This window comes from Aliivibrio sp. EL58 (assembly GCF_900312675.1).
Lineage (GTDB): Bacteria > Pseudomonadota > Gammaproteobacteria > Enterobacterales > Vibrionaceae > Aliivibrio.
Map to the genome: position 1 here is coordinate 561,237 of NZ_OMPC01000001.1, position 26,288 is coordinate 587,524.

Below are 26,288 nucleotides of genomic sequence, written 5' to 3' on the forward strand. Positions count from 1 at the left end.
GATAGAGATTACTTTTTAGGAAGCAATACCGCTTCAAACTGCTTAGCTTCGATTAAGAAATTTCGCATTATGGTGTCTACTTTTTGTTTTGTTGCCACATTATTTGCTCTTTTCTGGGCTTTAATGAGAGTAGGGCTTTCTGTAAGCATATAACTGTATTCAATCGCGTTTAACATGCCTAAATCAGAACGTAAATAACGGTCAATTTGGTCGCTGCGTTGTAATAGCTTATTTTGTAGGACTTGCTCATCAGCCCCTTGAGTGACGATGTCTTCTAGTACCTGATGGGTTAATGTAAGTAGCTCATCGACTCTGTCTGGAGCACAGGTAAATTGAATTCTACCTTCAGCTTGTCTGTTATCTGGGTTTTGCCAGAACCAACTTGTCACGCTATAAATACCAGAGGCTTGCTCTCTGAGTTTTAAACGTAATTGCTCTTGAACAAGCTCTCCAGATAATTCTAAATAATAGGCATTATCTGGTCTCCACTGCGATGGCTGCGTTAAATAAAGCTCGACCTCTGCACGAGGCTCTTTTGAATCACGCGCGGTATAACGCTGTTTTGGAGAGTGTGCTATTACCTGATATGGCTGCCTCACTGCTTCTTCACGTCGTATTGAAGAAAGATAAGTCGCTGCCAGCTTTTCTATTTCTTTTGGAGATACATCACCGACCACAAAATACGTATAATCGGTTTTACTCGAGATATAGTGTTGGTAGATGGCACTTAGATCCTCAGAGGTAAGGTTTGCAACTTCAACGTTGTTTTCACTGTAAACGGTTTCTACATCTGGGTAGCGTAAGGTTGAGACTTTACGAACAAATCTATCGGCACTGTTAAGCTCATTACTGCGCTGAACTGTTTCAATTTGATACTGTTTTAATACCTTATCCGAGATTGGACTTGCTTGGAGTTTTAAATGAAATAGTTGAAACATTTTATCTAAGCTGTCTGTTTTTGCCCAACCAGAATAGCCTTGTTGATGTTCATCTAACATCGTAGACATGACTACAGGGTTGCCACGAAATATCGTTTGAATATCCGCTTGAGGTACGTCACCAACGCCTGTTTCATCCACCAAACTAGTAGCGATTCTTAATGCATGGTAATCACTTTTTGGTACAGAACGTAACCCTCCTGAAGTCAGTGCTTTAAAGTGTACTTGTCCTGGATTATTGTCACTGTAGCGATAAATTAATTTGCTGCCATTACTTAGGCGGTATTCGGTTAAGTTATACTCGGCCCATTTTTTTTCTTGTTTAATGGTTCCTTTTTTTACTGTAATTTTAGGTAAAACCGCTTGGTTATTATCAACTAGCCAACGTGGCTGAGTTTCTATCATTGTTTGTTGCCATATTTTTTCTAGTTGTGAAGCAGACAGAACCGCTTTTTGTTTAGTGATTGGCTGCGTGGTAAGCAGTAACTTAGATTTTTGAGCAACAATAGTGCTAAGCACATTATTAACTTCAGCAAGGGTGATCTCTGTAAGGAAGCGTTTATTTAATTGGTATTTATCATTATCACCAATTAATAATTGTTCACTTGCCGCTGAAACCATTAAATCACCAGCAAGATCAATACTGTAAGTTGTTTGCTCTTTTATCGATTCGTTGATTTTATGTAAGCGTGATATCTCACCATTAACCTCTGCAGAACTAAAGCCGTATTGCGTTATTTGTGCAATAAAGGCGATCAGCTCTTGAGTTGCTTCAGCGTAATTCTCATCAAACAGTTGTAGAGAAAAGACTGATTGAGTGGTTTCTCTGCCTATATTTGAGCTGTAGAAATTAGCAGAATTAATGGCGGTTGATTCTTGTTGTTCCCATCGTTGTAAACGCACGTTTAATAAACGGGTAGCGACTTGCTTGGTTAAGTCTTGTTTATAACGAGCGTAACTGTTTTCTGACTGGTAACGAGAGAAAAAACTCAGCTCAACAGAAGGCGATGACATGCCTTCTTCTGATACTGTCGCACTGCGCCATTTGTTATTTAGAGGCACACTATAATCAATTGACTCTACTGGGGTTGTCGGTGTTTTCTTATCCCCCAATTTTTTTTCAATAAGCTGTTTTACTTCTTGAGTATTAATATCACCAACAATCACAATAGACATATTATCTGGGCGATACCATTTATTATAAAAATCAGCTACGCGATATTTAGATACGGTTTTTATGGTTTCAGCATCACCAATAGGATCACGGGTAACATAGCGGGAACCTGCCATTTCAATTGCACTTTTTTTATCGCCTAATCTAAGCATTGGCCCTAATCGAGCGCGCCATTCTTCTAAAACAATGCCACGTTCGGCGTCCAGATCGCCTTTTAACATCGTCACATTACTTGCCCAATCAGAAACAATATCCAGTGTTAGAGCGAGTGTTTTAGTGTCGTTATTAGGCAGGTTTAGGGTGTAAACGGTATTCTCAAAATCAGTAAAGGCATTAATATCAACCCCAAACTTCATACCTACTTTTTCAAGTTCAGTAATTACTTGGTTTTCAGGGTAACTTTTTGTGCCATTGAACGCCATGTGCTCAACAATATGAGCAACACCACGCTGATCGTCATCTTCATTCATTGAGCCTGCATTCACCACAAAGCGAATGTACACGCGAGATTCTGGGCGTTGGTTTTCTGCAATGTAGTAGGTAAATCCATTATCAAGTACGCCAACAGACACTGCTGGATTAAAGCGTAATTGAGTAGACTCATTAGAAGACGACATCAGTTGGCAAGCACTGAGTAATAAGGCGCTGCCTAAAAGTAATATATTTTTTAGTATCATGAGAATTTCAACGATTGAGTGTGAGGACATAAAATCAGTTCTTGAGTTTCTTCTTTACCTTCTTCGCGGTGAGAAATTTCAACAACATGAGTGCTAGGCAGTGACGATGCCATTACTTGTTTTATTGAGTTGTAGCTTTCTGGATCAAGCGCTGATAATGCTTCGTCTAAAAATAGCCACGTTGGTTTTTCTATAAGCGCACGAGCTAACATTATCTTTTGAAGCTCTCCACCAGAGACGTTTTGTTGCCAATTGGCTTTTTCATCTAGTTGCGCTGTAAATTTACTGATCCCTGCCTTTTCTAATGCCGTAATCAGCACACTGTCTGAGGTTGATTGATCATTGGTTGGGTAAAGTAAAATTTCACGCAATGTCGCATTAGGTAAGTAAGGGCGCTGAGGTACAAACATACAAATCGCATCATTTGGCATTGAGATTTGGCCATTATGGTATGGCCATAAACCAGCCAAGGTTCGTAAGAAAGTACTTTTTCCTGAACCTGATGCACCCTTAATCGTGATCGCTTGTAAAATTTCACCGGTTTGTGCCGTTACTAGTGGTTGCTGTGATGGAGAATAAACATCTAGGTCGCGCCAAGTAGGTTGCTCAGATTGTTGCAACGGAGAACTGCTTGGTAACGCTTCAAGTTGAGTATGAAAGGCAATTAATCGGTCAGTCACTGCGCGCCAATCAGCGACAGATTCATAAGAATCGACAAACCAGCTAAAGGCTTCTTGAACTCGATAAAAACCCGTTGCTGTTTGCATCATATCGCCCAATTGCAAAGCGCCACTCATTAATCTTGGAGAGGCGACAAGGTAAGGGAAAATACGTGCCCCTTCGTTGTAGCCACTGGTAAAGGCGTTGTATTTTAATTTCATGCCAGTGAGTTGCTGCCAGTTATCCCATACTTTACTAAATAGGTGATGGGTACGTTTTTCTTCTGCGGATTCGCCACGCTGTAATGCGATAGATTCTGCGTGCTCACGAACTCGCATTAAATGAAAACGAAAATCGGCTTCACTTTTTTCTTGTTCAAAGTTTAAGGGAACTAATCGTTTTGCAATTTTATGTGTTAACCAAGTGCCAATGATGGAGTACACAATCGCCACCCACACCATATAGCCAGAAATTACCCACTCGCTGCCTGCTAATTCAAAAGTGACACTGCCTGATAAATTCCATAAGATCACGATGAATGAAAATAAGCTAGTGACTGTCCTTAACAGACCTAATCCCATTGATAGGGTGTTGTCACAAAAATCTTTCACGTCTTGTGAGATACGTTGGTCAGGGTTATCACTTGTAGGGTAAGCCAGTTGATGACGGTAGAGGCGTTTATCGCCAAGCCATTGTTGTAAAAAAGCATGTGTTAACCAACGGCGCCATCGAATACGTAAGGTTCGTCTAAGGTATTCTTCTGCAAGATCGACAAGGGTGTATATGCCCATGATAAGCACAAATTGGCCTAACATTGACCAAAAATTATGCCATTCTTTATTTTGCATTAAGTTAAAGAAGTCACGGTTCCAATTACTGTAAAACACAGCAACTTCTACGATTAAATAATTAAGACCGACAACAAAGCCGAGTAAAAGCCAAGCAATCAGCTTTTCATCACTTTGCCAATAAGGTTTAGCAAGTGACCACACTTGAGAGAGAAAAGGTTTGTTCCGTAAGGTTAAATTAGCTTGATTAGACATAGATCACCAAAGACAACAAGGCAACCAGTAACGAATGAAAGTCACTGGTTGATATTGTTGTTTGTTATTAAAAAATTAGTAATTAAAAGAAATAATAGAGAGAAGAAATTTAGAACTCATAGCCTAGTTCTAGCCAGAATTCACGGCCTGGGGAGTAGATACCGTAATCACCACTCGATGTTCCCATTGTTGCTTTTTTACGTACCTTGTTGAGTACATTAAGGACATCTAGCTGAACATAAGCGTTGTGTGTACCAACTAAATTTGGCTGCCAGCGCATACGAGTATCCCATTGTGTGTGTGTACCAAAATCATAACTGGTGTGCATTTCAGTACCATCAGGGGCATCTGTGATGTAGTCATAACCTTGAACTGGTGCTTTGATATACACTTTGTTAGACCAAACAACATCAATAGCAGGGATACTCATGTCTGAACCTAATCGCACAATCCATTCTTCTTCACTGCTATTAACGGCTTGCTCCATTTGAGAGCGACTCATTAATTTTCCGTCAAGATAAACGGCTTGATTTGGATCGGTTCCCTTATTAAGAGCGGCGCGATCAGTTTGTAACCAATCAGCACCAAGCGTGGCATTCCACTGTGTAGGGCCAACAACCCAAGGAGTCATATTGCTGACTTGTAGCGTATAAACATCGACTTTGTAGTTACTGCCATTAGAGTAAGAATCGACATTCTCACCGGCAATTTTTTCTCGGTCTACTGTAATTCGTTGCTGATTATCACGAAGTACATACTGAGCGGTTAGCATAAAGTTACCGATGTTTTGGTTTACACCTACACTGAGTTCATCAGCATAAGGAGTCTCTAAACTGTCGATAGTTTCGTAGCGGCGTGTTTGATCATCGTTTAATTTTAGAACCTCACCTGCTAACTTCATTGAGGCAAATGAGCGACCATAATAACGGTTTAAACCAAAGTTAAGACGAGTGTCTTGCAGTGCTTGCCAGTGGGTAACAAAGCGAGGGGCTACATTTGTATTTTCAAGATAATCATCGCGATCAACACGCACACCAGGGCGAATGGTGACATTATTCCACTGAATAACATCTTCAGCATAAAAGGCATAATCTTGATATTGAGTCCCCACCGTCCCTTTACGGACGGTTTTGGTTTCATTCATCATTTCCCATCCACCCATGGTCATAATGGTTTGCTGGGTTACATTGTTATCACGATTAAATTTGTATTTAGTTTTTCGATAAGAGGTACCCAATGAAAATACATGATTGGTATCGGCTAACGAAAAGCTATCAAATACATAATCGAGCATTAAATTGGTATTTTCTTGTGTCATTTGGCTATTGCCATAACCGCCTTGTTCGTAGTTAGCGTTAGTATCTAAGTCAATGGTGACAACGGCATCGTTTGAAGATGATTCACGTTCATCTGTAAATTTATCGTAGGCTGCTGTAGCTGTTAACGTGCCATTACCTAAATACTGATTCCATCTAAGGGTGCTACCATAAGCCAGATGTGAGTCTGTTACATTGCCATTAATGTTATCAGCATAGTATTTACCTTCTTGGTAATCAGACAAACGTAAACCCCATTCAAGGCTTTTTTCTACTGTTGGAGTCCAATTAAAATTCGCTAAGAAGTTATCAGAAAGCCGGGTGTGAGCTTGTTTATCTATGTCTCCTTCAGGATTTATCATTCGAGATTGTTGAATATCAGATTCACGGCGGCTAAAACCAACGACCATACCAATATCATCAGTGAGTTCTTGCTCTGCCATGATGCTGAAAAAATTCTTTTTGTATTCAGGTTGATACACTGCATCTGAGCCATTTGGGGTGGCGCTATCAACAATATTTTTTGCATTATCATCTACTTGCATTGATGACCAGTCAGATTGAGTGGTGCGATAACGTAATTTAACGCGGTTTTCGCCACTGTATTGACGGGTTTCTGCAGACACTGCACCACCAGTAAAGCCACCTAACTTAGCAGGAACGTCACTGCTATAAACCGTTACACCAGAAAGCATATTTGCATCAAAGAAGTAGGCTTGTTCTGAACTTTGGCTTGGGTTTACTGACATGCTGCCATCAAATAATTCACCTGAAGGGTCGATATCATTGTTTACATTAATACCGTCTATCATGTAGGCGGTTTGATTGGTATCTGCACCATTGATAGATACAGAGGTTGGTTTAATTTCACCGCCTGTAAAACCGCTTTGATCAGAGTCTGCAAAACGAACATTTGGGTTATCTTTTAAATAATCAGTCAAATTACCATTTGAAGATGGCGTGTTTTTGATGTCTTCCGAATCAAGACTTTGCTTAGAAGATAAATCCTCGTCTTGTGAAGCGGTAATCGTAATGGTCAGATCCGAAGAGTTTTTTTCAGAGTTAGGTTGTGGATCTGCGTAAACATTAGACACGATACAGAGCGATGTAATCGTAGTAGCAAGAATGGTTTTTTTAAATAGGCACATTATTATTTAATCTAAGTGAGAATCATTACCATCTATGTTATCAGTAAAATATTCACCGAGTAAATCCCATAAAATCAAAGGATAAGCACTGCCATTCTCATTTATACGGTCATTAAAGTTATTATTTTGTAAAATTAAACAAAAAATAAAAGTGATTAATTTATTCGAAAGCTAGGTGTAGAAAGGCTTAGTTGATATTAATTATCATTTGGAATTATATTCTGATTTTGTTGTTTTTATAACAATGGTTAAACAAAAGAAATGTTAAAAAAATTAATTTATTTTTACGCAAACGATTGTATTGAAAAATGAATATTGATTGAAATTTAGATTAAATAATTATTGTTATTCAAGTAATTAAATTATTTAACTTAATATTCAGCAGTTTACATGTTGCTTTCGGGTGTTTTGATAAAATTGTAGTTTTATTTGTAAATGAAAACAATTATCATTACGGCAATTATGTGTAATTCGACGTACTATTTATGCTTAAAGTATTCGCTATATCAATAAATAAAAATGTTCTGTTAGCTGCCATTGTTTTATTTTTTGTCCTTCAAAATAGATCTTTTGCAGCTATAAATTCTGAAGAGGTTGTAGGTCGTGAGATCGAAACTCTTTCGCAAGGTATTGTGACTCAAGTTACGATTGAGTCACTAGATGACACTCTTCAACAGATGAATGGTGAAGCAAGGCAATTGAGTCATGAGATCCGTTTGCAATCCAAATATCATCAGCAACTAGAAAACCAACTTGCACAATTACAGAGGTCATTTATCGAACTTGATGATGAACTTGATAGTATTAGGCAAATAAAAATCAATCTACAACCTTTGTTGTTAGAGATGTTTAATGGTTTACAAAGTCTAGTGAACGCTGACCTTCCATTTCAAATACAAAAAAGAAAACAACGGTTAGATAACCTATCCGAAATGCTTATGAATTCTGCGTTATCAGATGCGCATAAATTAGAACGCATACTGATTGCTTATCAAACAGAAATTTCCTTTGGGAATCGTGTTTTAGTATGGCAAGACCGGTTGAATGAAACACAAGAGGTGACTTTTTTAAGTGTTGGCCGTATTGGCTATTACTACTTGTCTCTTGATGGTTCTAGGGGGGCGGTGTGGAAAGATAATTTAGGATGGCAAAACTTAAACAAACCTCAGACTAAGCAGCTCGCACTGGCAATTACTAAAGCAAAAAATACGACAACGCCTTCTTTATTAACCATTCCAAAAGCGATTTGAGCAGTATGAAAAATTCAACAAAATATGTGTCTCTGACATGGGTGATCATGTGCAGCTTATTTACGCCTATTTTTTGTCACGCGGGCACGTTAGAGCAGGTGCTTAATGATCTAAAAGCATCGGGTAAACGTGATATTTCCGCATATAAAAAAATAGAAAACGATAAAGCCGTTGGATTACAGGATATTAAGAAAGTACTCACATTACGCAACCAACAATTAGTTGAAATTAATCAAAATAACAGAGAGTTAGAAGAAAAAATTCTGAGTGTTCAAAATGCGCTGCATACTAAGCAACAGCAAGTTGAGCAAAACAAACAAGCGATTGATGACATCATTGCGCTGACTGTCGCGCAACAAAAAAACTTCATCACTAATGGAGAGCGGTTTAGTGGTTGGAATTTGAGCCAACTACACCAACAAATTGTTGGATCAGAATTTACTATTGGCGATCTGCGTCAATTTTGGCTTGAAATGGCAGAGCAGTTTGTTATCTCTGGCCAAGTAATAAAAACTACCGGTGAAGTGATTTTGCCAAGTGGTGAGGTGGTTAATAGCGATATTATTCATACTGGCCCGTTTAGCCAATATTCGATTGATTACGGCTGGCTAAAATTTGAACCTAGCAGACAAAGTTGGTTTCAAATACAACCGCAACCAGAAATTGAATTATCAACGTCTTCGTGGGTTGTAGATCCGTCTTTTGGTTATGCTTTTGACTCTTTTTCTCAGCGTGATGGTTGGTTTGTAAAGTATAAACCTGCTGGAATTATTGGTGTGTTAATTACGTTACTTGCGATTGTCGGTTTTTCTATTGGTGTGGCGAGGCTCTTTGTATTAACCAAAGAAAAACGCGCGGTTGATAACCAAGTTACGCAGTTAGATACATTGAATGACAATAATATATTAGGTCGAGTGGTGGCTGAGCTGCAAACAAGCAAAACCAATCAGCAAATGGAAGACATTGTAGATGCAAGTATTAGCCGAGAGTTACCTTGGTTAAATAAAGGTATTGGTACGTTGGCGGTTCTTGCCGCTATTGCCCCTCTAATGGGCTTATTGGGTACCGTTGGCGGCATTATCGAAACATTTACTGCTATTACCACGCAAGGTGCAACCAATAGTGATTTATTATCAGGTGGTATTGCAGAGGCATTACTTACGACTAAGTTAGGCTTGTTAGTGGCTATTCCACTGCTTATTCTTCACTGTGTTATTCGCAGTAAAGCTCAAGTGTTGGCAGAGGTTATTGAATACCAAGTATCTAGCTTAGTGGTGGATATGCGTTACCGAAAAGGTGATAAATGCTAAGTTTTCTTGGGTATCCGCTACCAGCGCCAAGCGTCATTATGTGGGCAATTTTGTTTGTTTCTTTTTGTATGTGGGTAAATCTAATTCAAGGTTATTGGCGGATTAATAAATTACGAACATCAGGCTATATAACGCAATTAAATTTACGACTTAAAGGGTATTCCTCGCTAACAAAATCAGAGACTGAGTACCTATTTATTGGTTGGCAAAGTGAGGTAAAACTGTACCTGAAAAAAGGGAATTCAGAAGTGCGTTTGTTTGTTCGCTTATTACCTATGTTGGGTTTGCTTGGCACGGTAGATGGCATGATGGATTGCTTTGCTAACCTAAATAATACCAAGGTACTTGATGCTATATCTAAAGGCATTAGCCAAGCGATGTTTACCACATTAGCAGGATTATTGGCGGCACTTTCTGGAATGTATCTAGCCTATAACCTAAATAGGCGACAACAGAAAATACTTTTAAAATTGAAATATGAGTTAGCTCACGATGAAAATTAAACCTTTTATGACCACAGAAGAATCACCACAAGTTGATCTTACTCCCTTAATTGATGTGGTATTTATCTTATTGATATTCTTCATTTTGTCTGCCAATTTTCAAAAAGAATCAAGCATTGAAGTAGACAGACCAAGCGCGAGTTCAAGTACAGTAAAAGAAGCATCGAAAACTCTGACGGTTGCGGTAGATCGTAATCATCAAATTTGGTTTAAAGGCAGTGTAGTGAACTTAACTCAGCTGCAATTTCAAATGAAATCAGTAGTATTAAAAAAAGAGAAAATTAACACCATTATTAATGCTGATAAAAGTGTAGATACGGGTACGCTCGTACAAATTATCGATGCCATTCGTCTAACAGGAATTAGTAATGTTGCTATCGCTACCCAAGAACAGTAAGTCTCAACTATTTATGGTCGGCGGGCTATCTATTGCGGTAAATATCGGTCTAGCGTATATGTTATATTTAGTGATCACACCTTCTCATACTGTCACGGTATTAAATAATGTTCCTGCTTATACGGTTCGTACTGTACGGCCAAAAGAGAAACCAAAACCTAAAAAAGTAGAATTAATTGTAGCAGCGGACGCGCCAAACTCAGCACCAGCGAAGCCGACTATTGTGAACTTCTCTATTCCTGAGATGGACAGTGCAGTGGTGTTGCCAGATATTGTGTTTTCTCCAGACATAGAATTAAGTATTAACCCTACCTTTGAGTTTGATGTTAGGGCGATTGGAACCAAGAATGGAAGCCATATTCAATCTCAGGTTGTGTTTGCTAAACCCACTTATCAAGTGCCGCCTAAATATCCAAATAAAGCCAAACGTAATGGGATTGAAGGGCATGTCATTCTTGAGTTGTTAGTTAATGAAAAAGGCATTCCTATACAACACAGAGTTATTGAAGAAAAACCAGAAGGTGTTTTTTTACGTTCGTCATTACGATCGGTGATGCGCTGGAAATTTGTTCCGCCTAAAACGGATCAACAATGGCAACAAGTAACGCTTAACTACAGCTTGGAGAAATGATCTGTGCGTGTAAAATTCCTCATACTTCTGTGTTTTTATTGTCACTCTGTTTTCGCGGAGGTTGATATTGATGTGGTCGAACGCTATCAGCAATTATCTCGCTGGTTAGATACTGAGAATGCAGAGCTACAACCTATTATTCGATTCTACAATCAACAACAAGGGAAGGGGCAAGATACTCAAGAGATTGCTGCGGGGCTTTATTTACAAGCGTGTATAAAATTTCAGAATTACCAGTGCGCGTTGAACCGTGTTGATGAACTATTAACACTAGCTCCAACGCAAGAAAAAAGACATCAACTCACAGCGCTTGCTGTGCAACTTAGCTTTCAAGTGAAGCAATACGAGCGTGCGTTAGAAGCAACACAACAATGGAAACATAGTGTCGGTCTGCTTGAACCAAAACAACAACCCTCTGTGAGTGAAATAGCAGAAATTTATACCCTCGCCGCTTACAGTGCGTCTTATCTAAATCATTGGCATTTGTCTGAACGTTATATTAAAGACGCGTTAGATACTGTAGCGACAAAAAATAGATACCAATTCTTACTTGGTATTTATCAGCAGACACAAGCGATGTCTAAAGAAACTGCCTTGTTGGTTAAGTTAACAGGGCTTTATCCTGAAGAATCCATGTTCTGGTTAAGATTAGCTCAAAATCGACTAATTACTCAGCAACCAAAAATGGCGATAGCTGCACTTTCAGTACTCAAAGCACAAGGTCAACTGGAAGAGAAACAAGTTATCTTATTAGCTCAGCTGCAGTTGCAAGAAAACTCACCAGTAGCGGCTTATAAAACGCTTGAAGGGCTGCGTGTGTCTAATAAGAATCAAATGAAGGTTGATAATTTAAAGCTTCAAGCTTTGTTATTATCACGACAGAGGGAAAAAGCCCTTCAATTACTTGAGACGTTTTCACAACCTAAGTATCTCGCTACAAAATCACAACTTGCGTATGCAGAAGGTAAATGGCCATTGGCGGTGTCTTTATTACAGCAACAAATAGCTCTTGAACCTAAACAAGATAAATGGCGATTACTTAAAGGTATTGCACATTTTGAATTGCAGCAATACTCACTTGCTATTATTGAATTTCAATCGTTACAAAAAGGTAAGTATAAAAACTCAGCGCAGCAGTGGTTATCTCAATCTCAGTATCTTTTTGGTACTCATTCCATATAAATTGAAGTAATAAGGGCAACAGGACTTATTGCTATTTAAAGGCTTTAATTTCATTTCAGTATGAGTAAGAGCTTTTATATTGCTAGAGAAAATGGCACCTTTTCATGGTATCAATCAATTTTTTTTATCGTGATGACAAGACAAAATTGTTTTACATGAATAAAAGTGAGGCCTATTTTATACATTTGAACTGCTATGATTCGTAAGTGTCCTTATTACGACAGAGATCGACTAGAATAATTGCTACCAAGATCTTAAAACGATAATAATTATCTCAAAGTTAAAAGTATTATGGCTAATTATCCAATAGAAAATGCTACTATCCTCGTGTTTATATTGGAAGCTAAAATACAATAAATTCAATTGAATAAAGAGTGTTTACTATTAATGTTTCGCGATTTGAAAGTTATGTCATGAAGTCACATTGGCATCATTAATAGTAAACAATCTACCATATGTATGGAGCAACAAATGAGTGAGCAAATTCTCACACTATCACAACTAGGCTGGCGTCCTTATTTTCAACAACAACTGACTCTAGATGATTTAACTGACTTACAAACAGGTCGAATTATCGAGCAGCACCGAAGCAGTATTATTGTTTTGAGTGAACAGGGCCAAGTAAGCTTATTACCACCATCAGGCGATGATCGTGTTTGTGTAGGTGATTGGGTATTGTTTGATGAAAATCTACGAATTCAACGCGTATTGGATAGACAATCTCTGTTTGATCGCAAAGCACCAGGGTCAAAAGTTGCAACGCAATTAATTGCAGCGAACGTAGATAGCGTCATGATTGTATGTTCATTAAATAATGACTTTAATTTGAGTCGTATTGAACGTTACCTTGCTATTGCAAAAGAAGCCGAAGTAGAACCAGTTGTGGTACTAACTAAAGCGGACTTATGTGACGATACAGATGATAAGCAAGACCAAGTTCAGAAACTGAATCGTATGATGAGTGTTTACAGTGTAAATGCCCTTGATACCAATGATTTAGTTGCTCTACATAGCTATTGTAAAAACGGACAAACGATCGCTTTCTTAGGTTCATCAGGTGTAGGTAAATCAACACTGGTAAACGGCTTACTTGGTTTTGAAGCGTTGAAAACGGGTGATATCCGTGAAGATGACAGCAAAGGTCGCCATACGACGACACACCGAGCACTTAAATTGATGCCACAAGGCGGTCTATTAATGGACACTCCGGGAATGCGTGAGCTTCAATTAAGTGATTGTGAGCAAGGCGTAAGCGCAACGTTTAGTGAGATTACTGATCTTGCTGAAAAATGTCGCTTTGGTGATTGTACTCATATTTCAGAGCCAGGCTGTGCCGTATTAAAAGCGGTAGAATCAGGTGAGTTAGAAGAGCGCCGCTTAGTGAGTTACCAAAAATTAATGCGCGAACAAGCGATTAATGGTGCGACGTTGGCAGAGCAACGTGCAAAAGACAAAGCATTTGGAAAAATGGTGCATGGCGCTATTGCTGATGCTCGTTCTCGTAAAAAAGACTATGAGTCAAACGCCTACTAATTTAGCGATATAACATCAAGTTCATGTAATAAGCCGCCCGTCTTTGATTGGCGGTTTTTTTGCGCTTGTTATTAAGCGATTTCCCTGCGTAATAAATAGATTATCTAATTAATTTCATTGGTATAAACTAAAAGCAGCTCTTACTTTTTAGTAAGGGCTGTTTTTTTATCTGTAATAGCATGTATAAAGGTAAAGTTAACTTAATATTTATACAGAGTCAGGGAGTGAAAAATGTTGAATGAAAAAACACTACTAACCATTGGTTCACTATCTGAGCGAAGTGGCGTAGCACACTCTGCCTTGCGTTTTTATGAAACAAAAGAACTCATAGCCTCTATTCGAACTTCTGGTAATCAACGTCGTTATCACCCCTCAATGCTTCGTCGAATTGCTTTGATTCAAGTGGCACAACTTGTTGGTTTTACATTAGAAGAAATAGCCAAAGAGCTTGAAGAGTTACCAATGAAAAAGACGGCCACGAAACGTGATTGGGAAAAGGTCGCCAATAAATGGCAAAAAGATCTCGATGCTAAATTACAGCAAATTAAATTACTCAAAGAGAACCTAACAGGCTGTATAGGCTGTGGTTGTTTGAGCATGGAAAAATGTCAGTTATTGAATCCAGATGACATTTTGCATGAAGAGGGTAGTGGAGCCCAGCGAATTTTACCTGAATAATAACGGGGTAGATTTTAATGAAGTGGTTGTGAATAATAAACACGTAGGCAAATTAGTATTAAGAAGATTAAAACCGGAGTGACTTTGCTTGCTGATAAATTCAAGTTTCAATTTTCTCTGAATCTAGTTAAAGTAGCGCCCATAGAAACGGCGTAGCCAAATTGTTTAGTAAGAGAATACAAATATGACGCAAGAATTAGAGATGATCACCAATTTAGAAGATCTAGAAACATTTATCGTTGCCGCTGAAAATGGTGGTTTCGGTTTAACTAATGTTGCAGGCATTGCAATGGCAACAAATAATAAAGATGGTCGTCGCTTTGTTGCCGTACTGGATGATAAACACCAACTATTATTATCTCGTTGGGTAACAGAAGAAGTATTCCAAACAGGGCAAGATTTAGTGCGTAATGGCTCAAGCCGTACCACCCACTAATTCAATTGTATTAACTCTATTGTTTCTAATTAGATATTTGCTTTTAAACTATAATTAGGAACAATAGAGATAAATTATTCCGCAGATAAATAAAAGAAATGTCACCCCTTCGACAATCCATTCTTTGTCATCCCAACCAAGCATCTTAATTTCTGATTGAGTGAAATTCATTTCTAAATCTTCAAAATCATCATTCAAATCGCACATAACCAATCCTTCATCTGAGTAAGTTGAGGTAAAGTTATCGTGATTCAATGTTTAGTTAAATTGAATAATATAAAACAAGCGTTTAATTTTTCTGTCCATATGTCAATGATGTTTACGGTAATACTACATTCAGGTGCTTGATATACTTCTCGATAAAGTAAGGTGGTATAACAAAGACGATAAGATAGAAAGATTGCTCTAAGAAGGTTGATGCAATTTGTGTCTCTTGATTTACGTAAGCAAATAAAGCAAAGATATTTAATAGAACATAAAGTGCAACTAAAGCCGTTAAAGCAACTAAGATCAAACCAAGAAGGTCTTTTTGAAATACTTTTGATATAGTCATTTTTATTCCCTCAAAAACGTAATGTACATTTTAATCTACGCCTAATTAGTAGGTGCTTTTTTGAGCTATATCAATGTTTGGTTTGGGAGAAGATGAAAAGTAATATTTACAATTTAATCATTAAAAGTAAAAAGGGCTAAGATACTTTGTATAAAAAGATCTTAACCCTTTTGGTTTTCTATAAGAAATAAAGGTTTCTAATTTAGAATATTAATTAATGATTGTGTTCAGCATTGTCACAATGTTTAGCGTCATAGTGTTTTGCTAATACTCTTGGTGCATTATCCATTGGTTGTGTTATTGAGCGTTCAAGTTTATTTCCACCTTGCAGGGTATAGATTGGCTCAAGTGTTGGTTTATTTATCGCTATCGAGTTAAGCTCCTTGCCATCACACACAACAGAGGCAGATACTGGGTTTTCAGAGCGAGCAACGTTCACATGAAATTTGTTCATATTATCTGCATTACGACGGTTGTTCTTCAAAGCAAATTTCTGAATCTCACCATTCTTCATGTTTACTTCTAATGCACAGCTATTTGCGATTAAGCTTGCTGAGTCATCAGGATAAACATAACCATAAGAACCGTGCATTGCAGGGAAAATATAACTATTTAATGTGTTTTGAGGATCGTAATAGCCTACTAATGTCGTTACCGGAACACCAAATAAACTAGGACGAATAACTTTGTTTTGTTCATACTCGCCATTTTGGATCCAAGTTTCCCCGTTAGAGACAAATACCAAACGGCTACCGTAGTTAACAACAATATTTTCACCATTGATGGCTAAGTTAGAGTTGTAACCTGCATCAGAATTAAAGGTAAAGATCTTACCCTTGTTCGCTGATGATGCAGTAGGTACTGACATATCTCGTGCCCAATGACCGTTAAATGTTGAAAGTTCCACTTTATTGTAATGGCTCAATAACGTATCAATATGGTTCGCATTCGCTTCCCATGGATTAACTGATGTGATTTCTAAAACATCGATAGAGTGTGTGTACTCAACCATTGTTTCTGTTGCTTCATCCCACTTTCTAAAGCCTGTTGATGAGGTTTCATCAAAGACGGCTTTGCTTTCTAAATTCTTTTGAATGAAGTGCATTGAATAAGGTGTATATAGCGTGAATCGTTGCGCACCATACATTGCTCCCCCGCTCGCCATTGAATCAAAACCAAAGCTGAACATGCCATTAAATGATTCAACACATTGACCTTCAAAACAGCTTTCCACGCCGTTACTTACCGGTGAAAAGTTTGGAATAAAGACATCACGCTCAGAATCCCAACCCCAAGTAGAGTTAGTCATGTTTGAAGGTTTGTGAATAGAGCCTTCAAATCCACCGGGGTAGTGACCTAAACCGTAGTTATGACCAACTTCATGGCTAAATTCGTTCCCGATTGAGCTATCAAGTGTCACCATACCTGCGCCACCAGAACCACCATGAACTTGCACGCCGTTATTGTAGTTTCCGCGAGTATTATGAGCCGTTAATTGAGCCGCTAAATATGGATTTTCACCTTCACCAACGCCAGCTGTTGAATGGATACCATAGTTTGCGTTATTAATACCGATAGAGAATAATTCTTTACCAATTCGCTGACGCATAGTCCCCGAATGCCAACCGCCGTCACTTGGGTCAAGATCGGTTAGTAACGTGCCATCTGGCAGCATTACTTCTGTTAAGTGTACTGGTTCATACTCATTCACGATCATTTTACTAATTGGAGCTGTCTCAAAATATTCGCGTTGTGCTTCTTTATCTGTTTGGAAATGAAATGCATTGCGAGGCTCAACAAGCATACCTACATCAATGGTGTGAAGTAATAATTCAGTAGGTGCGCCTACTTTTATTTGTGTTAATGTCCCCGTGTTTCCTTGATTTTCAAACGATAGTTGTAGGCCCGCATTCAGCCACTCTTTCGGTAACTCTGCTGACCAGAAACCGTCGGCATAACCGATCTCATTAAAAATCAAATCGTCTTGAAGGACCCATGTTCCTTTAACGTTTTTAAATACAGTTGAGGTTCCATTTACAATCGTTTTAGAGCGTAGTGGGTAGTAACTTACATTTGAGTTATAACCAGCGCTTGAGGTAAAGATAACTGTTTTCCCATCAAGTTTAGGGTTATTTTGTTCAAGAGCGAAATCTCTGTTCCAATGGCCATCACTCGTGCGAAGTTGTACTACATTGTGGTCAGTAAGGGCGTCTGAAATAGCGTCACTTGATACTTCACGGACATTAAATACCGCTTCAGGATCATAACTGAAATCAATATTGCTATCGGTGATCTCAGAAATAGCCATGACATTACGCGCTAATTCATCAGGGCGTTTCATCTCTATTGAGCCTAGCATTTTTCCATCACGATCCGTTGCTGTTACCCTGACTTCAGAGTACGAAGGAAAGGCTTCTGTCGGTTTAAACATGACTTTTGTGGCACGCTGAGCCACCAGATGCATGCGTTTTTCTTGCGATTCTGTTTTTGCTGGAATGATGTGTGCTTGAGCAAATAACACGCCACCAGACAATTTACCTACAAGCATATTGTCTAATTGATTGGTATTAAATACGATGCTTGGCTTTTGGACTATATCCGTACAAGCAGAGGTATCTAAATGGGTCGTCATGTCACGTTCCCATATATAATTGCCTTCGTTATCTTTTGAGCCTCTCATTGCTGAGTAAAGACCGAAAGTACATTTTTCAGCGGTATAGAAACCTTCAGGGAAAATATCGAAACCACCGTCGTACGAATATTTTTCCCATGTCTTAGGAAGAAAATCAAATACGGTTTCAAATTCAGATTCAAAATCCATGAAATCAAATAAAATATTACCGTCATAATTGATTCTTAATTTTTTATCTTTATACACTAGATAGCTGTATTCGAACTCTCCCTTACTTTCTACGATTACATTGTTTGGGTTCGTGGCGAGCACTGCCAGTTCCGCCATTTTTTTTGTAATTTGAAGACTGGCGTCTTCTAGCGGATGCGGTGTTGCATATGCATTTGCTGCTAGTGTTGTTCCAATGACCACGCCTAATATTTTCTTTTTCATATAACTCTCACTGTTTTATTATTATTTTTAATAAGCAAGGGTACGATAGCTCGCCCTCTCATTTTTAAAGCTTATAAATTAAAGCTTAAAATAAGATATTTAAATAAATTGAAAGTAAGAGATCTATTCCAAATATCAATATAGAAAATGAAATATTAGGCAGCAATATCGCTATTTATTCCCTTTAATCCTCGCCACAATAAAATCAACCGCCGCCTTCACCTTAGGGGTTGAATACGCTAATTTTTGATACAACATATATACCCCAAGTGTTTGGTTTTGTGTGATATTTAATGGCTCATTAAAGTGTAACTCAATGAGTTCATTACGTTCAAAATAAGGCTGTAAAACCCAGCGGGGCATCATGATTATTCCATCGCCCTTTATCGCTTTATCTGCCAACCACTGACCATTATTTGTTGTGAGTAAACTAGGAGCCGAGACGTCTTGCCACTCACCGTTTATTTCACTTAACCAAGGTGTGGGACCGTGCGGCGTTTTGAAGAACAAGCCTTTGTGATTAGGTAACTCTTTTGTGCTCTTAGGGTGACCATATTGCTTAAGATAAGAGGAAGAAGCAGCAGGAATAAACTGATTATCCATAAGATGAATCGCAACCACACGCTCATCTGGAGCAAAACCACCACGAATAGCGATATCTACGTCGTCCCTATCTAACTTAGAGAGTTGATCGTTTAGCTCTACATCTAAAACAATATCCGGATAGCGAAGGGTAAATTCATCCAAAATCGGGGCAAGAATACGCTCACCAAAACCCACCATTGAGCTGATTTTAAGCGTGCCTGTTGGAATGGTTTGGTAATCTTTGACTGCTTTATCGCATTGATCTAATTGCTGAATTAGTGTCGTGACTTGATTGTAGTATTGCAAGCCAACCTCAGTGAGAGAGACGGTTCGAGTGGTTCGTTTCAATAATTGAGCACCGAGTGACGCCTCTAGATCGGCAATGCGACGCGAGACAGAAGAAGCAGGAACATCAAACTTTTTTGCTGCCGCTGAGAAGTTGCCAGCCTCTACTGTTGCGGTAAAATATTTTAACGCACGTAATTGATCCATAATTTCATTATTGCCTTTTTAACAATAGACTTTCCTATATTACCCTCTATATCTCATGAAAAACATAAGTAATACTGTAATCACTTGCACAAATACTAACAACAAAAAGGAAATGTTATGAGTCAGTACACTGAAATTCAATTGAGCCAACGTCCAGATGGAAACCCAATCGGCCCACAGCTGTTTGAGGTGGTAAAAAAAGAGATCCCAATGGCTGGCCCAGGACAAATTCTGATCAAGCAAACTTATATGTCTTTAGATCCTGCAATGATGGGTTGGATGAGCCCTGACACCAATAGCTACATTCCGCGTGTCGAGTTAGGTCAAGTGATGCGCTCAAGCGGTTTTGGTGAAGTCGTAGAATCAAACCATCCTGATTTTGTTGTTGGTGACTCAGTCATGGGCATGATGGGCTGGACAGAATATTTAGTAACCAATGGGCAAGGCATTAATAAAGTTCAAGCAGGTGTAAGTGCTGAGATGGCACTGGCCGTGTTCGCACTTCCGGGTTTAACAGCAACACAAGGCCTGCTTAATATTGCTAAACCACAAGCGGGTGAAACCTTAGTTGTTACTGGCGCAGCAGGCTCTGTTGGTTCAATTGTGGGTCAATTAGCCAAAGCAGATGGTTTGCGTGTCATTGGTGTTGTAGGCAGTGATGAAAAAGCCGATTGGATAGTGAATGAATTGGGCTTTGATGGCGCTATCAACTACAAAACAGATGATTTAGAAGCAAAATTGGCAGAACTTACGCCAGAGGGTGTTGACGTGTTTTTTGAAAATACAGGTGGCCCAATTCAACACCATATTTTTAATCGTATGAACACGCACGGGCGAATCGTTGTATGTGGCATGATAGCGGATTACACCGCAGCAGAGCCAGCACCAGGACCAAACTGGATTAACCTGATTAAGAAACGCGTGATGATCCAAGGCTTCGCTATGCCAGATCATCTAGGCAATGTTCCTGCGCTATTAGAAAAGTTAACTCCATATGTGATGCAAGGAAAAGTGAAATACCGAACTCACCAATTGGATGGCTTAGAAAGCGCAATGTCTGGTTTGAATATGTTCTTTACGGGTGAAAATAAAGGCAAATTGCTCGTTAAACTGTAAGACAACCGTTATCTTATTTGAATAAAAAATCCGAGAGTGATTATGCTCTCGGATTTTTTATAGCGATATAAACGTAAATATAGAAGAACAAGTGATTTTCCTGCGTAATAAATAGAACACCTAATTGATTACATTGGTATAACAAATTGATGTGGTTGAGTTTTCACTATGATTACAAACAACAAAAACCTTACTATTTATAGGGTAAAAGTCTGGTTTCATCAAATGGAAGTGGTAGCATTATCTTGTATGTTATTTAAGGAACAGAAAAATGGTTACTACCACTCCAACGCGTTTTAAGGTGAAAGTGAACACACATAAAGGAAGTTCTTATTGGACACTTAGCGGTTCCACAACCATTTTTGAAGATGCGGTTGTATTTACTATGGAATCCATGCCTGACTTCTTTAGGCAATCACTTAATCAGGATTCTATTGAGTTACTACCTGTTGAGTAAAATCGTGTGAATCTAAATTGAATATCAGTAATAACCTTGTTCGTTTTTTCTGATTAATTAAGGGCATTTAGCATCTCAGAACATTGCTTTGGCATAACGGGTGCAGATGCTCTTTTTTTCTTTGGTGTTGGGTTCAATCGCCAGCTTTGCGCCTCGTGTCCACAACCATCCCCTTCTGGTGGCTCAGCTTGGTTAATACAGCTTTTATCCTCTTTAGGACAATTAAGGCGCACATGCATATGAGCACTGTGTCCCCACCAAGGACGCACCTTGCGTAACCATTCTGTATTCTTACTTTCTTCTTCACACAGTTTTTCTTTGATTGCAGAGTTAACAAATATACGAGCTACTCTTTCATCTTTTGCTGCCATTTTAATTAATTCAAAGTGTTCTGGTTGCCAGTATTGCTCTTTAATTGTTGTCGTTGGTTTATCTACCAGACTAATCGAGTAGGGCTTTTTCAGCTCTTTTTGGGTCAACGGTGTATTTAATAAGCGTAGCCAAATATCAACATCAAGTCCTGTCTGATGGCTGGAATGGCCGTGAGAAAATCGCCCTCCTTGCGGTAAAGACATATCAGCAATTAACAACTGTTTATTGAGATCCTTTTCTGAAGAGATAGCGAGATCTTGAATAAAATGGATGGTATCTGAATGAGCGAAATAACGCTTACGTTCACTGCGAACCACTTGATAACCTTTTCCGCTTAAAGGCAAAGCGTTTGCACCTTCAAGACAACCATTGGCATAACTACCAATAGATTCAATTGCTTGATTAGTTGGGGATTGCATTGATTCCCAAGATGTCGCATTTACCGAAAAGCTATAGCAGATAAAATAAAAAGTAATGAGGTAGTAACGCATTGATTTATTCCTAAGCTACATTGTAATTTACAATATATTAACCTAAATAAAGCGAGCATACTCATGGTAATTTCTTTCTTAACTGCTCTTAGAATTCGTTGAGAAATATATAGCTACATAATTACTAACATATAGTTGATAAGGCCGTTATTTAATATTTATTGGAAATATAGACCTGTAATTAACACTAATATTAGTTAATTTTGCTTCAGGTCTCATTCTGAAAAAGAGAACTTTTTAACTCGGCGGTTTGAGACTTGCGTATCAAATGGAGAAGTGACCAGATGATATAAAGACCAAAATACACTTACAAAAAGTAGGTGTTAATAATGTCATTATGATTCTGGAGTAGTAGTATGCAAGACAGTAATGCACGATTTCCCACGATAGCTAAAATTCTCATTCTTAGACAATTTTTATGGGGTGCCGCCTTTTATGGTGCCTTTGTTCTCTTAACTAAGTTCTTCCTTAATGATCTTAATTACAGTGAAGCCGACACTATTATGATGATGGGGGCGTTTGGTGCGGTTGGGCCTGTATTTTCAGCAGTTGGTGGTTTTTTAGCGGATAAATTTATTGGTGCGTTTCGTGCTGTTTATATTGGTTATGCGACCTATTTAGCGGGTTTTTTACTGCTAGGGGTGGGAGCAAGTCAATTGAATATACCAATGAGTATTTTAGCCATCGCTTTAATTGGCTTTGCTCGAGGTTTATCGGCAACTTGTCCAACAGTACTGTTTGGTAACTCTTATTCAGAGACGAACCGTGAAGCTTTCCAGCAAGGTCTTACGGTTAACTATTCAATTAATAACCTTGGATCTTTTTCTGCTAAATACCTTTTTCCTTTTTTAATCACTTATCTGGCATACCAAGGTGTTTTCTTCGTATCGGCTATCTTAATGGCTCTGAATTTATTGATGTTTTATAAGTATCGTAAAGAGTTGGCAAGTGTAGGTAATGATTTAGATAAAGCGCCATTATCATTAAAAACGTGGGCTCTATTTTTTGCGGGCTCTGCAGCAATGCTTGCTTTAATATTCTGGATTTTCTCTAATCTTGATACCGGTAAATACATTCTTTATACATTAGGTTTTGGGGCTATTGGTTACTTCATTTATGAAATAACAAAAGCAACGCGCGCATTCCAATATAAAATGGTGGCAGTGCTGATCACCGTTTGTATCTTAATCGTGTTCTATTTCTTTTATGGTCAAATGTTTACCTCGATGAACATGTATGCCATCAATTTAATGGATGATACCTTACTTGGCTTTATTCCAATTCACCCTGAATCAAATATGGCGTTCAACCCGCTGTGGTGTTTTGTGCTTGGTGGGCCAATGATCCAACTTTACGCATGGTTAGATCGTAAAGGCTACTCACCAACTATTCCAACTAAAATTGCAGGCGCATTTATGCTCACGACTATTGCGTTTGGTTTATTGGGGTTCTCGGCAGGTACGATGGGTGAAAATGGTAAAATTTCAGCGGATTGGATTTTATTTGTTCACTTTTTCCAATCAGGCGCGGAGCTTATCGTTGGAGCACTAGGCGCTGGGTTTATTTTTGAAATGGTGCCACGTTACCTTGCTGCATTCTCGATTGGATTACGTGCTGTGGCTATCTCATTAAGTGGTATTTTAGCGGCGGTAATAGCAACAAAAATCGCGTTGCCTAAAGATATCGTATTTACCCCAGAAGTGGTTGAGACGGTATATACCAGTTACTTTTATATGTTAGCGCAAGTGGCGGCATTTATGGCGGTATTGACGTTAGGGTTATCTAAAGTGATTCAAAGATTAATCGCTCGTGGAGAAGCGTTAGAAGCCGAAGAAAAAGCTGAAGCAACGATGAAACCAAAAGTGATTTAATGAACATCAATCTCTAATTTTTGATAAAAGAAAAGGGCTATTATGGCCCTTTTCTTATTTTTCAATTATAAAGAATGAGGTTGTTTAATTTCCTTTGCGTACTTAACAATTTGCTCTTCTGATTTAGGTTGATACATACGTAAGATCCCTGTCCATCCAGCTTCTACATCAATGTTATTTATTGCTGTATCGCCACAATTAAAGTTTACGGTGTACGAACCATCTTTATTGGCTTGTAATTCATCCTTACGACTTGATAACGCAAAGTTCTCAGTATGAACATAGGCATCAGAACCATAGGTTGTAATGGAGAAAAAGCCTTTTTCTGTTAGCGGTGGAGTGTTGAAAGTCATCGTTTGGCAAACGCCGCTTCGGTCATCAGCAAGTAATACTTTGTAGAAAGCATGTTCGCTTGATAAACCACCAAAGCCCATTGATGTTAACCCACGAGCATGAAATAGCTCTACTTGACGATCTTTAAGATTTTGAACGGGTTTAATCGCCTTCTCTTCTGGTGCGCCCATTGCTTTGGTAAAATCGAGTTTTAGTACATCATCTTCAAGTGATAATCGTACGTTTTCTCTTGTTACCTGATCAAAACCCTTTGGTATATAAAGATTATCTGAGTTCGCAGTGCCCTTGATCATATCTTGTTTTTTGTTGCCGTCTTCTATTGCTCTCGGTGTATTTGAGTCCACCTGAGTTCGAGCTATCGTCCAGACATGTTGGCCAGAGCTGAGCATATCAGGAGTGATAGTAATTTTGTTTTTACCTTCTTCAGCATAAAGAACGGCGATGCTACGATGGTTCTCATCAATGACTTGTAATGTTTGGTATGTATCAAGAATTGGAAGCTCAAAAGTTACGCCTCCAGATGTATCCCAAATTGACTTAGAATATAGTGTATCTCTGTTTTGACGAACAACGGTTTGCGTATCCATTGTTAGTAGAATGCGATCATGAGTGAAGTGATTAATACCTGACTTTTCTTGTTGCTCAAAGAAGTATTTATCAGACTCTGCAGCAATAAAATTATCTTTAGTTACTTGAATCGTTCCGCCATTTTCAAGCTGTAGAGCCGTTGGTTGCCCTTTCTTTGGTAAGTTATCACCAAGGTCATGAGCTGATACAAAACCTGAAAAAAGACCCGTTGCAAGAATCGCTGAAAGAATAATATTTCGTTTCATAATAAACCTCTAATACGTAAAAATAATTTTTTGTGACGCCACTGTTTGTGTCGATAGAATAAGGATAGGTATAAATGAATCTCTTTATTGATAAAAGATAAGTTCATTTTTGAGGTTGGTACTGTTTCAGAGTAATGAGTAGAATAAAACTAGAGGTATGTAACGTTCGTTGGGAGTGTTGAAAACTATTTGGTGGGACGATTAATTAAACTATATCTTAAACACCGAGTGAGGTATTTGTGCAATTAGAATAAAAGGGCGAATCTCGCCCTTTGATCTACCATTAAAATCGTCCAAGATAAGCTTTACCAATAAGGTCGTTATCTTTCTTTAGTAAATGGTTGTTAATATGAGGCAATGTGCTTGATTTAATCTCATGTAATGTCCCTTTCATTGATAATAAATTTGAGCCATGCGTGCTATCAATCAACAAACTGTCATTGTCTAAAGTATCTAATAAAAGTTTCAACTCCTCTAGAACTTCATAAGGGTCGAGCAGTTTGAAATCGCCCTTAGTGACTTGTCTAAACAGTGCCGTTCCTTCCATTGGAACCGTGGTTAATAAACCCAATAAATATGGATTCATTTGGTTAATTAATTGCGCGGTTTCTAACGCATGACGTTTAGATAGTTCAGGGCTACCGCCAAGACCAATCATCACCATAGCAACCAGTTTAATGCCAGCACCGACAATGTTTTGACCTGCTGCGAGCATTTCTGCCGAGTTAACCCCTTTACGAACCGCTTTTAAAACCTCATCAGAGCCCGATTCAACGCCAAGGTAAGTCATGCTTAACCCTGCTTTTTTCAGTTGTTTGAATTCATCTAATGTTTTATCAAGCGTGCTTTGTGGCCCTGCGTAGGTACTTACATGTGTCAACTTTGGAAAAGCCGAATAAAGTTCCGATAAAATCTCTAACAGCATCTCTGTTGGTAATGAAATCGCATCACCATCACTTAAGAATACTTTTTCGATTTTATTCCCGAATGCCGCTTTCGCCATACGGATATCTTCTTTTAAGTCCTCAATAGGACGAACTCTATAACGAACATCTTTGTACATTGAGCAATAGGTACATTTATTGTAAGAACAACCAATCGTACATTGCAAAATATAAGCATCAGCCTCTGGCGGCGGACGATAAATATCACCTTCGTATCTCATGAGTTACCTTCACAGTATTATTTTAGTGGTCAACTATAATTAGCCGCCAATACGACGGC

Annotated in this window: 21 protein-coding genes; 12 read left to right on the forward strand and 9 right to left on the reverse strand. The window is 38.5% G+C overall.

What is annotated here, in order from left to right; translation table 11 throughout:
- Positions 1-8: 8 nt before the first annotated feature.
- The 3 genes from ED622_RS02340 to ED622_RS02350 all read right to left on the reverse strand — a co-directional run bounded on the left by ED622_RS02340 (position 9) and on the right by ED622_RS02350 (position 6,902).
- Positions 9-2,789, reverse strand: a complete 2,781-nt coding sequence (locus ED622_RS02340) for a pitrilysin family protein (RefSeq protein ID WP_174213417.1) — start codon at positions 2,787-2,789, stop codon at positions 9-11.
- Complete coding sequence (locus ED622_RS02345; RefSeq protein WP_122032354.1) at positions 2,786-4,492, reverse strand: ABC transporter ATP-binding protein/permease; 1,707 nt, start codon at positions 4,490-4,492, stop codon at positions 2,786-2,788. The genes ED622_RS02340 and ED622_RS02345 overlap by 4 nt, the downstream gene beginning before the upstream one ends.
- Before the next feature lie 109 nt (positions 4,493-4,601).
- Positions 4,602-6,902 (reverse strand): TonB-dependent siderophore receptor, encoded by a 2,301-nt coding sequence (locus tag ED622_RS02350; protein WP_254052573.1) that lies wholly within the window; start codon positions 6,900-6,902, stop codon positions 4,602-4,604.
- A 539-nt stretch (positions 6,903-7,441) separates the two neighbouring features.
- Here ED622_RS02350 and ED622_RS02355 point away from each other — a divergent pair.
- The 9 genes from ED622_RS02355 (at position 7,442) to ED622_RS02395 (ending at position 14,876) form a co-directional block, all read left to right on the forward strand.
- On the forward strand, positions 7,442-8,206 hold the full coding sequence (locus ED622_RS02355) for a DUF3450 domain-containing protein (protein WP_122032356.1): 765 nt from the start codon (positions 7,442-7,444) through the stop codon (positions 8,204-8,206).
- A 5-nt stretch (positions 8,207-8,211) separates the two neighbouring features.
- Positions 8,212-9,516, forward strand: a complete 1,305-nt coding sequence (locus ED622_RS02360; RefSeq protein ID WP_122032357.1) for a MotA/TolQ/ExbB proton channel family protein — start codon at positions 8,212-8,214, stop codon at positions 9,514-9,516.
- Positions 9,510-10,019 carry a MotA/TolQ/ExbB proton channel family protein gene (locus ED622_RS02365; protein ID WP_122032358.1) on the forward strand — a complete coding sequence of 170 codons (510 nt, stop codon included), beginning with the start codon at positions 9,510-9,512 and terminating at the stop codon, positions 10,017-10,019. The genes ED622_RS02360 and ED622_RS02365 overlap by 7 nt, the downstream gene beginning before the upstream one ends.
- Positions 10,009-10,416, forward strand: coding sequence for a biopolymer transporter ExbD (locus ED622_RS02370; protein ID WP_122032359.1), 408 nt, complete (start codon positions 10,009-10,011; stop codon positions 10,414-10,416). Before ED622_RS02365 ends, ED622_RS02370 begins: the two co-directional genes overlap by 11 nt.
- Positions 10,388-11,047 carry an energy transducer TonB gene (locus ED622_RS02375; protein ID WP_122032360.1) on the forward strand — a complete coding sequence of 220 codons (660 nt, stop codon included), beginning with the start codon at positions 10,388-10,390 and terminating at the stop codon, positions 11,045-11,047. Before ED622_RS02370 ends, ED622_RS02375 begins: the two co-directional genes overlap by 29 nt.
- A gap of 72 nt (positions 11,048-11,119) precedes the next feature.
- Entirely contained in the window at positions 11,120-12,229 is a 1,110-nt protein-coding gene (locus ED622_RS02380; protein WP_162922426.1) for a hypothetical protein, read from the forward strand.
- Positions 12,230-12,700: 471 nt separating this feature from the next.
- Positions 12,701-13,762, forward strand: coding sequence for a ribosome small subunit-dependent GTPase A (gene rsgA / locus ED622_RS02385; protein WP_122032362.1), 1,062 nt, complete (start codon positions 12,701-12,703; stop codon positions 13,760-13,762).
- A gap of 231 nt (positions 13,763-13,993) precedes the next feature.
- Positions 13,994-14,440: a redox-sensitive transcriptional activator SoxR gene (gene soxR, locus ED622_RS02390; protein ID WP_045103403.1), complete on the forward strand. Its 447-nt coding sequence runs from the start codon at positions 13,994-13,996 to the stop codon at positions 14,438-14,440.
- A gap of 184 nt (positions 14,441-14,624) precedes the next feature.
- Positions 14,625-14,876, forward strand: coding sequence for a hypothetical protein (locus tag ED622_RS02395; RefSeq protein WP_122032363.1), 252 nt, complete (start codon positions 14,625-14,627; stop codon positions 14,874-14,876).
- A 319-nt stretch (positions 14,877-15,195) separates the two neighbouring features.
- Here ED622_RS02395 and ED622_RS02400 read toward each other — a convergent pair whose 3' ends face one another.
- The 3 genes from ED622_RS02400 to ED622_RS02410 all read right to left on the reverse strand — a co-directional run bounded on the left by ED622_RS02400 (position 15,196) and on the right by ED622_RS02410 (position 19,570).
- On the reverse strand, positions 15,196-15,429 hold the full coding sequence (locus ED622_RS02400; RefSeq protein WP_122032364.1) for a D-fructose-6-phosphate amidotransferase: 234 nt from the start codon (positions 15,427-15,429) through the stop codon (positions 15,196-15,198).
- A gap of 214 nt (positions 15,430-15,643) precedes the next feature.
- Positions 15,644-18,493, reverse strand: a complete 2,850-nt coding sequence (locus ED622_RS02405; RefSeq protein WP_122032365.1) for a M66 family metalloprotease — start codon at positions 18,491-18,493, stop codon at positions 15,644-15,646.
- Positions 18,494-18,664: 171 nt separating this feature from the next.
- Entirely contained in the window at positions 18,665-19,570 is a 906-nt protein-coding gene (locus ED622_RS02410) for a LysR family transcriptional regulator (protein WP_122032366.1), read from the reverse strand.
- 117 nt (positions 19,571-19,687) lie between these two features.
- On the opposite strand from ED622_RS02410, the gene ED622_RS02415 reads away from it, so the two are divergent.
- Positions 19,688-20,686: an NADP-dependent oxidoreductase gene (locus ED622_RS02415; protein WP_122032367.1), complete on the forward strand. Its 999-nt coding sequence runs from the start codon at positions 19,688-19,690 to the stop codon at positions 20,684-20,686.
- A 271-nt stretch (positions 20,687-20,957) separates the two neighbouring features.
- Positions 20,958-21,143, forward strand: a complete 186-nt coding sequence (locus ED622_RS02420) for a hypothetical protein (RefSeq protein ID WP_045103419.1) — start codon at positions 20,958-20,960, stop codon at positions 21,141-21,143.
- A gap of 53 nt (positions 21,144-21,196) precedes the next feature.
- Here ED622_RS02420 and mepA read toward each other — a convergent pair whose 3' ends face one another.
- Positions 21,197-22,006, reverse strand: coding sequence for a penicillin-insensitive murein endopeptidase (gene mepA, locus ED622_RS02425; protein ID WP_122032368.1), 810 nt, complete (start codon positions 22,004-22,006; stop codon positions 21,197-21,199).
- A 356-nt stretch (positions 22,007-22,362) separates the two neighbouring features.
- Here mepA and ED622_RS02430 point away from each other — a divergent pair, with 356 nt between their 5' ends.
- Positions 22,363-23,877, forward strand: coding sequence for a peptide MFS transporter (locus tag ED622_RS02430; protein WP_122032369.1), 1,515 nt, complete (start codon positions 22,363-22,365; stop codon positions 23,875-23,877).
- A 65-nt stretch (positions 23,878-23,942) separates the two neighbouring features.
- Here the strand turns inward: ED622_RS02430 and ED622_RS02435 are convergent, their stop codons facing one another.
- Both ED622_RS02435 and ED622_RS02440 read right to left on the reverse strand, forming a co-directional pair.
- Positions 23,943-25,064, reverse strand: coding sequence for a DUF1254 domain-containing protein (locus tag ED622_RS02435; RefSeq protein ID WP_122032370.1), 1,122 nt, complete (start codon positions 25,062-25,064; stop codon positions 23,943-23,945).
- A gap of 283 nt (positions 25,065-25,347) precedes the next feature.
- The gene (locus ED622_RS02440; RefSeq protein WP_122032371.1) at positions 25,348-26,229 is read right to left on the reverse strand and encodes a radical SAM protein; all 882 of its coding nucleotides are present in this window, start codon (positions 26,227-26,229) and stop codon (positions 25,348-25,350) included.
- Positions 26,230-26,288 lie beyond the last annotated feature (59 nt).

Excerpts from the sequence above, each read along its gene's own strand:
- ED622_RS02340 (WP_174213417.1), bottom strand. The coding sequence starts at position 2,789 with ATGATACTAAAAAATATATTACTTTTAGGCAGCGCCTTATTACTCAGT.
- ED622_RS02345 (WP_122032354.1), bottom strand. The coding sequence starts at position 4,492 with ATGTCTAATCAAGCTAATTTAACCTTACGGAACAAACCTTTTCTCTCT.
- ED622_RS02355 (WP_122032356.1), top strand. The coding sequence starts at position 7,442 with ATGCTTAAAGTATTCGCTATATCAATAAATAAAAATGTTCTGTTAGCT.
- ED622_RS02360 (WP_122032357.1), top strand. The coding sequence starts at position 8,212 with ATGAAAAATTCAACAAAATATGTGTCTCTGACATGGGTGATCATGTGC.
- ED622_RS02365 (WP_122032358.1), top strand. The coding sequence starts at position 9,510 with ATGCTAAGTTTTCTTGGGTATCCGCTACCAGCGCCAAGCGTCATTATG.
- ED622_RS02370 (WP_122032359.1), top strand. The coding sequence starts at position 10,009 with ATGAAAATTAAACCTTTTATGACCACAGAAGAATCACCACAAGTTGAT.
- ED622_RS02375 (WP_122032360.1), top strand. The coding sequence starts at position 10,388 with ATGTTGCTATCGCTACCCAAGAACAGTAAGTCTCAACTATTTATGGTC.
- rsgA (WP_122032362.1), top strand. The coding sequence starts at position 12,701 with ATGAGTGAGCAAATTCTCACACTATCACAACTAGGCTGGCGTCCTTAT.
- soxR (WP_045103403.1), top strand. The coding sequence starts at position 13,994 with ATGTTGAATGAAAAAACACTACTAACCATTGGTTCACTATCTGAGCGA.
- ED622_RS02395 (WP_122032363.1), top strand. The coding sequence starts at position 14,625 with ATGACGCAAGAATTAGAGATGATCACCAATTTAGAAGATCTAGAAACA.
- ED622_RS02400 (WP_122032364.1), bottom strand. The coding sequence starts at position 15,429 with ATGACTATATCAAAAGTATTTCAAAAAGACCTTCTTGGTTTGATCTTA.
- ED622_RS02405 (WP_122032365.1), bottom strand. The coding sequence starts at position 18,493 with ATGAAAAAGAAAATATTAGGCGTGGTCATTGGAACAACACTAGCAGCA.
- ED622_RS02410 (WP_122032366.1), bottom strand. The coding sequence starts at position 19,570 with ATGGATCAATTACGTGCGTTAAAATATTTTACCGCAACAGTAGAGGCT.
- ED622_RS02415 (WP_122032367.1), top strand. The coding sequence starts at position 19,688 with ATGAGTCAGTACACTGAAATTCAATTGAGCCAACGTCCAGATGGAAAC.
- ED622_RS02420 (WP_045103419.1), top strand. The coding sequence starts at position 20,958 with ATGGTTACTACCACTCCAACGCGTTTTAAGGTGAAAGTGAACACACAT.
- mepA (WP_122032368.1), bottom strand. The coding sequence starts at position 22,006 with ATGCGTTACTACCTCATTACTTTTTATTTTATCTGCTATAGCTTTTCG.
- ED622_RS02430 (WP_122032369.1), top strand. The coding sequence starts at position 22,363 with ATGCAAGACAGTAATGCACGATTTCCCACGATAGCTAAAATTCTCATT.
- ED622_RS02435 (WP_122032370.1), bottom strand. The coding sequence starts at position 25,064 with ATGAAACGAAATATTATTCTTTCAGCGATTCTTGCAACGGGTCTTTTT.
- ED622_RS02440 (WP_122032371.1), bottom strand. The coding sequence starts at position 26,229 with ATGAGATACGAAGGTGATATTTATCGTCCGCCGCCAGAGGCTGATGCT.